Origin of the sequence: Chitinophaga sp. (assembly GCF_036569185.1) — a bacterium.
Classification (GTDB): Bacteria; Bacteroidota; Bacteroidia; order Chitinophagales; family Chitinophagaceae; genus Chitinophaga.
Map to the genome: position 1 here is coordinate 1 of NZ_DATCRD010000179.1, position 7,135 is coordinate 7,135.

The 7,135-nt window shown below is 47.8% G+C and carries 5 protein-coding genes; all 5 read right to left on the bottom strand.

What is annotated here, in order from left to right:
* The coding region (locus VIM72_RS13695; protein WP_332003387.1) for a SusC/RagA family TonB-linked outer membrane protein at window positions 1-1,217 on the bottom strand (1,217 nt) is incomplete at its 3' end.
* Between the two features lie 460 nt (window positions 1,218-1,677).
* Window positions 1,678-4,866 carry a PVC-type heme-binding CxxCH protein gene (locus VIM72_RS13700; protein ID WP_332003388.1) on the bottom strand — a complete coding sequence of 1,063 codons (3,189 nt, stop codon included), beginning with the start codon at window positions 4,864-4,866 and terminating at the stop codon, window positions 1,678-1,680.
* Window positions 4,867-4,903: 37 nt separating this feature from the next.
* The gene (locus VIM72_RS13705) at window positions 4,904-5,776 is read right to left on the bottom strand and encodes a ThuA domain-containing protein (protein WP_332003389.1); all 873 of its coding nucleotides are present in this window, start codon (window positions 5,774-5,776) and stop codon (window positions 4,904-4,906) included.
* A gap of 78 nt (window positions 5,777-5,854) precedes the next feature.
* Window positions 5,855-6,817, bottom strand: coding sequence for a 2-hydroxyacid dehydrogenase (locus VIM72_RS13710; RefSeq protein WP_332003390.1), 963 nt, complete (start codon window positions 6,815-6,817; stop codon window positions 5,855-5,857).
* On the bottom strand, window positions 6,814-7,135 hold a 322-nt coding region (locus VIM72_RS13715; RefSeq protein WP_332003391.1), incomplete at its 5' end, for a hypothetical protein. The genes VIM72_RS13715 and VIM72_RS13710, both read right to left, overlap by 4 nt.

Here is a 7,135-nt window from a genome sequence, read left to right on the forward strand (position 1 = left end):
CCAATCTTTAACCAGTCCTTTATCTGGCTGTCGTATGCCACGCGGCCGGCATAGCGGTCCTGCCAGGAACCGCGCGCCAGTCCTTCCTGGCTGCGATAGTTCAGGAATGCGCCTATGCTTCTTTTTTCATCTCCATCCGTAAAGCCCAGTTGATGGTTTTGTGTAAATGCTTTTTGAAATGTTTCGTCCTGCCAATCCGTATCGTATAAAGGGTTCCCCTGTGCATCAAATAGTTTGGGATTGGTGCGTTTGGTTTTTGGATCGGTGTATTTTGTACCGGTTGCCCATCCCACGGGATCATATTTCTGGGCGTTGGCATAAGCCAGGTCCTCCACCGCCAGGAACTCTTTTGCATTGAGCAGCTCAAGTTTCCGGGGCAATACGCCTATACTGAAATCGGGGTCATACGTGATCTTTCCACCAGATGAATTACCTCTTTTGGTGGTAACAAGGATAACGCCATTTGCTCCCCTGGCGCCATAGATGGCTGTAGAAGAAGCATCTTTCAGTACTTCGATGGAAGCAATATCATTAGGGTTAAGATAATCAATAGGGGTACTGCCATTTCTCAGGTCTACCGGGTTCAGGATCACACCATCAATTACATACAGCGGGTTATTGGAAACGCTTAAGGAGCTTGACCCTCGGATGCGGATGTTGGTTCTGCCGCCTGGTCTTCCTGAGTTGGAAGACACATTCACGCCGGTTACACGGCCGGATAAGCTTTGGTTTAAAGAAGAGGCGGGGCGCTCCTGCAGGGTTTCAGCTTTAACGGTACCCACCGCCCCGGTCAGATCTGATTTTTTAGTGGTACCATAACCAACCACTACTACTTCATCTATCTTTTTAACCTGCGGAATAAGTTTGATCTGCATATCCGCAGCAGTAACGCTCACCTCCTGTGTAACATAACCGATATAGGAAACAATCAGCACTGCATCAGCGGGGATGCCTTTAATGTTGAAGTTCCCGTCGACGTCTGTAGTGGTGGCTTTATTTACATTCTTTACTTTAATGCTCACCCCGGGCACTCCGGTACCACTCTCATCCAGCACTTTTCCCCGTACGTCTATGAGCGATGTTTGCGGGTAATGAAGCATTGCCGTGTTTATTGCATGGAGTGGCATTGTTATTCCCATGAATAAGGCAAAGGTGGCATAAATGATTTTCTGGCGCAATGCCGGCATTTTAAAAATCACCGTGGAAATGTGTTTCATAGTTAAAATGTTATTAGGTTAAATTGATCGTATCCTGAGTATTACTTAAGAGCAATTTTTAAATACAGGACCTTACATGTCAGGGCGCACTATTCCTATCCGGCAAACAGGCGCCAGATAAATTCAGTTCAGGAAAATGCAGCCGGGGTTGCCGCCGGATGAATGCCGGAAGCAGCCATAGCCGCCTGCGCCGGCAATAGTATGCGATAAGTTGATTCCTGCTGCAGTTGCTACATTGTATATGCTATTTGTATCAGTGCCGTTTTGGGTTGAATGATTTTGCTACGTCACAACGGCTGCTATAGTTTTTCAAATTTTGGTGATGAGTAAATAGTAACTGATTAAATTAGAAGTCCTAACAATATTAAATATACAGCCTAATATTTCCTTGTGATATTTTATCTAAGTGATATAGTAAATTAACAGAAGCGTTTGTTATTATGTAAATGACGGGCGCCTGTTATTTTTTCTCCATGGGATGTTCTTTAAGTAACTGTTCGGCAGAATAAAAATCCTTTTTATTTTCTATGGCTTTTCTCACCTGTTTTACTTTGTCCGGGGATACAGGTGTTCCGTTATTGCCGAACGAATTTCTGACATAGGTTAGCACGGCGGCGATCTCCTCATCTTTCAATAGCCCATCGAAAGGCGTCATCGGTACCTGGCCCGGATAGGTTTTATTATTTACTTCTATCGGGCCTAATACTCCTTTCATCACCAGTTTGATAAGCCGTTCTTCGCTTCCGGTTACCCAGGCGGAACCGGCAAGAGGAGGGAAGCCTGAATCAGGCAAACCTTTACCATCTGCCTGGTGGCATGTTTTACAATATCCTTCTATAGAATAAATTTCCTTTCCCTTGTTAAACAATGCCAGTGCAGGGCCTTTTAGCCTGGTAGCTTCATTTCCCTCTTTGTTCTTTTTTACATTTTCCCCGTTTAAGTGCGCTACGGCGGTTTCATACGCATGGATCATCCATTCATCCAGCGGCATTTTTTTAGCGGCTGCCAGGATAGGCAGCCCTTTTTCCTTGCCTATCCATGAAGCGGCCACGATGGCCATCAGCCGCACGCGACTGTTCTCATCCTGTGCGGCCTGCATCAGCAGCTCCGCCTGGTCGGGCACCTGGTGCCCTGTATAACGCAGCACTTCTACTGCGGCAGCCCTTGCATGATAGTCTTTTGCTTTCAGTACCCGTTTTAAAAGCGGCTGATCCACTTTATCCATTCCCCAGCTCACCCAAAGTCCTTCGAGTAAATGATGTTCATACCGCGGATCATTTTTATCCAGGTTGGCCACCCAGGTTTGCAGTTTGGCCAGCACCTGGGAAACATCGCGCCCTCTCAGTTCGCGGCGGGTTCTGTAACGGGTTCTGTATTCCGGCAGTTTAAGATTGTCCAGCAACTCTTCTATAGGCGCTCCCGCTATGTTGGCTGGTTTTACCAGTGGCCTCGACGGATAGGTGATACGGTATATTCTTCCATGCGAATGATCGCGGAGGGGATCCCGCGCGTTATGCTGCATATGCCCTATCAGGATATTGTGCCAGTCGATCACATATAACGATCCATCAGGCGCAAACTCCAGGTCTACCGGCCGGAAGTTGGGATCGCCACTCACCAGCAGATCCATGCGGTGATGGCTTTTATAGCCGGTGCCATCATCCTGCAGGGTATGTTCTTTTGTGCCGAGGAACCCGATGGTATTGTTGATGAGGAAATCGCCCTGCACCTCATCGGGGAAATGACGGCTGGATACAAATTCAAGACCTGATGTTGGCCGTACCTTATGTTTATCTTCTATCAGCTGGATCGATTTATGCGTAGCCTGTCCATATCTGGGCATCACGGTTCCGGGGAGCATCCAGCGTACATCCGGACTGGATGTTTCCGCAAAGAACGGCTGGCCCCAGTCGTCGAATGCAATACCCCAGGGGTTAGGAATAGAAAGTTGAGCCGTGCGTTCCAGTTTCCTGCGGCGCGGGTCGTACCTGTAAAAACCCCCGTTGGTGCCACGGATGGTGCCATAAGATGTTTCTACATTCGTGTGAAGAAAAACACCTTCTCCGGAATAAATGGCGCCGGAAGCATCAACGGTGAATGCATGACTGCTGTGATGGGTATCATGATCATCAAACCCGCTGAGCAGGATCTCTGTTTTATCTGCTTTGCCATCGCCATCTGTATCCGTTAGCAATTTAAGATTGGTTCCCTGGGCAACATATACGCCTTCTTCCGCTATTTCAAAACCGATGGGAAGATGCAGGCTGTCTGCAAATACGGTTTCTTTGTCGGCCTTGCCATCATTGTCGGTATCTTCAAAAATGAGAATTTTATCATTGGGTTTTGCATCTCCCGGTTTATAATGCGGATAGCTGGGCATTATCGCTACCCAAAGCCTGCCTTTGTTATCAAACGACATCTGCATGGGCTTGGCCAGGTCTTTGAATTGTTCTTCGGAGGCAAAGAGCTCGATCTTGTATCCCGGTGGCACTTTCAGTTTACTCACCGCTTCCTGGCCACTGAGATACCGCAGACTGCCATTTTTTGCAGGGTTATAATTGGTTTTAACCGGAGGCAACACTTTGGTATTTTTATCGGCGGCAGCAATATCCATTTTCTCTCCCCTGGAAGCCGCCAGCCATACTGCAGTATCCCTGATGGCGGTCATCTCGCGGATCTTTTCTATTTCTGCGGGATAATTATCCGGTCCGTAAGGATCATACCGGCGGCCATACACATGCACCCCGTTGGGGATTTTATAGTCGTTCAGCCACATCCAGTTCTTTTCCATGACGGCATCATGCACCAGTTTCCTGTTAGTTTCCGCCTTCGGCGGAACATTGCCAAAGATCTGGTCTGCCAGCAGCACGCCCAGCTTTTTATAACCTTCTTCATTCAGTTGTGAGCCGTCGATAGTGAGCGGTTCTTTAGTTTCCTCATACCATTTTTTAGATGGAGTGAACGCATCTACAAATAACACATTATTACGGGCAGCCACTTCTTTCATTGCATTCGTATATAAAGCAAGGTTTTCATTTTCTTTGCGGCCATCGGGAAGATCATATTTATCTGAAAGATTTTCGAAGGCGATAGGGGAAACGATGGCCAGTTGCGGCGCAGAGGCGCCGTTGTATTTTTGTTTCAGGGTCCACTTTATAAACGCATCCAGTTCTGCTTTATAACTTTCCAGTCCTTCTTTTCCATCGAATGATTCGTTATAGCCAAAGAACGCAATGATCACATCTGTTTTAAGCCTGGTAAGCCATTGATCCGGTGTTTCAAAACGGCCCTGGCTGGGATTTTCGATGGCCTGCACCTGGCTGTCGAGCTCCGGACGGAATTTTTCTGCGCCCGGAAACGCCCAGGGAGAGTTCCTGCCGGAGTGTGGCCGGAACCCCGGTGTTTCGCCTCCATCGCACATATTGCGGATCTGTATTTTATACTCCGGGTAACGGAGGTATAGCTCCGTTTCGAAATTATCATAGTTTGTCATTCTTGATCCCAGGTTATTACCGATCAGGGAAATATGCGAGTTGGCGGAAACAGTAAGCGGAGCAGGGCCTTTGGAGGTACAGGCATGCAGTATCATTATCGCCAATACTATGGGAATAAAAGGCGCGTAAATGCCAATTTTTGATAGTTTGGACATCTTAGAAAGATTTAGCTTGATCAGGAACGGGAAATACTTACTTAGCTACACGGTAGGGTACCTGGATATTTATTTTACCTTTCCATTTCCGTGGAATTTTAAGGCCGAGCTCATAATGAATGGCATTGATCACTAATCGCTGAAAGGGCTCTTGTGTAAAATCTTCGGGGTGGCCCAGGGTAGTCATAAAAACCCGGCCGCCGAAATGGTTGGTGCCTGTCCAGGCCACGGGATTTTCGATGGCTTCTTTATCCGGGTTCACCGCTTTGCCCATCAGTAGCCAGGTGGAGCCTTTCACGGGGTAGTCCGGTAAAACACGGTACAGCCATGAACGCACATGAAAGTTGGCGGCAACACCGGTGAGTATAGGATTGTTCGCCTGTTCAGGAATAACAGATACGTCTGTACTACTTTCATGCCCGTAATGGGTATGTTTGGCAGCGCCGCCCCAGCCCGGAGGCGCATTCAATGCAAATTCCCCGAAGGCATTCCATTTTTCACTTGGGTCCCCTTCTGGAAAATGAAAGGCATGTGTGGTGGTACGGAAGCCCATAACGGGTTTGCCGGATTTCAGGTAAGCGTCTATATACGCCAGTTGTTCAGGTGGGAGCCTGCGCCAGCGCAGGAAGAAAACAGCCAGGTCGGCCTGTTTCAAAGCCTCCAGACCAGGAATATTTTCTTCACTGTTATAATCAGGGGATGCTTTGAGAACGATCGTTTTCATACCGTAATCTTTCTCCAGCGCAGCGGCAATTACAGGCATGGTTTCCTCGCTGCTGTATTCATGATCACCAGTCACAAAAACCACCAGCGGTTTTTTCCCCGCTTTGGAAGATTGTGCAAAGAGCAGGCCTGTACAGGTGATGCCGGTACTTACCAGGAATAATAAACAAACGCAGAATTTTTTCATTTGAACACAGATTATTGATGACCGTTTTGTATGCAATTCAACCTGCCCACATAACGGTTAATATTAAAAAACGGTGTCTCAGTTATTGATCAACGCAAGCGCATTGCGGTTATATATGCTGCCAGGATCCGGTTCCCTGCCGGTAAGCGCCGCCACTACATTGCCGATGGTAAGCAGGCATATCTGCCGGTAGGTGGCCGATGTAAGGCTGCCCGAATGCGGCGTAACAATTACCCGCGGATGTTGCACAATGCCGAGGCTTTCTACCGGCGGCTCATCGGGCAATACATCTGCAGCATAGCCTGAAATCATCCCGGTATTTAATGCCTGCAGTAATGCAGGATGATCTACCAGCGCGCCTCTTGCGGTATTGATCAGCAACGCGCCGGGCTTCATCAAACGCAGTTGTTTTTCTCCTATAATCTTATCTGTTTCATTGTTAAAAGGAAGATGAAGGCTCACTACATCCGACTGCCGTAACAGTTCTTCCATGGCCAGGAATTTATAAGGGAGGTCTTGTTCAGACTTACTCCAATACACTACTTCCATTTCAAAAGCTGCTCCCAGGCGGGCCACCCGTTTTCCTATATTGCCCATACCCAACACGCCCAGGGTTTTTCCGTTCAGCTCATCTCCTGCATATTGATTGCGCCAGTTCCAGTTGTTTTGTTTTACCTGTGCAACGGATTCATATAGGTTGCGCATCAGCATCAGCATCAGGCCCAGGGTATGCTCCGCAATGGTGGCGGCATTGCTGCCCGGTGCATTGATGACCATCACTTTCCTGGCAGTTGCTGCAGCCACATCCACATTATCTAATCCTACGCCGCACCTGGCCACTACCTGTAAATGCGGACAGGCATCGATGAGCGGTTTGTTGATCAGTCCTTTTCCTCTTGTAATGATGGCATGGATCTCTTCCTCGTTTACAACCTCTCTTAAACTGGCTTCATCATAACCTGTGAATACATTCACATGGTCCCGGAGAACAGTGAGCGCTTCGTCGGCAATGGTTTCAAGCAACAATACGTTTTTTCTCATTTGTTATGATATAAGGTGGCGTCATCAGACCTGTATCCCCTGAAGTCATTCCTGTTTGAAACATACAATCCTTCTTCATAAAGTTCATCTGTAAATATCCGGGGATCCACGTCAGCGCCGGGTATGGAGGAAATTTCCACCAGGTTGCCGGCAGGATCACGCACAAACATCTGCATCGCTCCGTCGGGCAGTTTTCTGACTTTCCCCCAGGGGTTTATATCGATGACGTTTAATTCTTTCATACGGAAAAACAGGCTGCTGAAATCATCTACCTGCACACAAACATGCCCGCGGAAAGAGGTTTTGTCTTCCCATTCG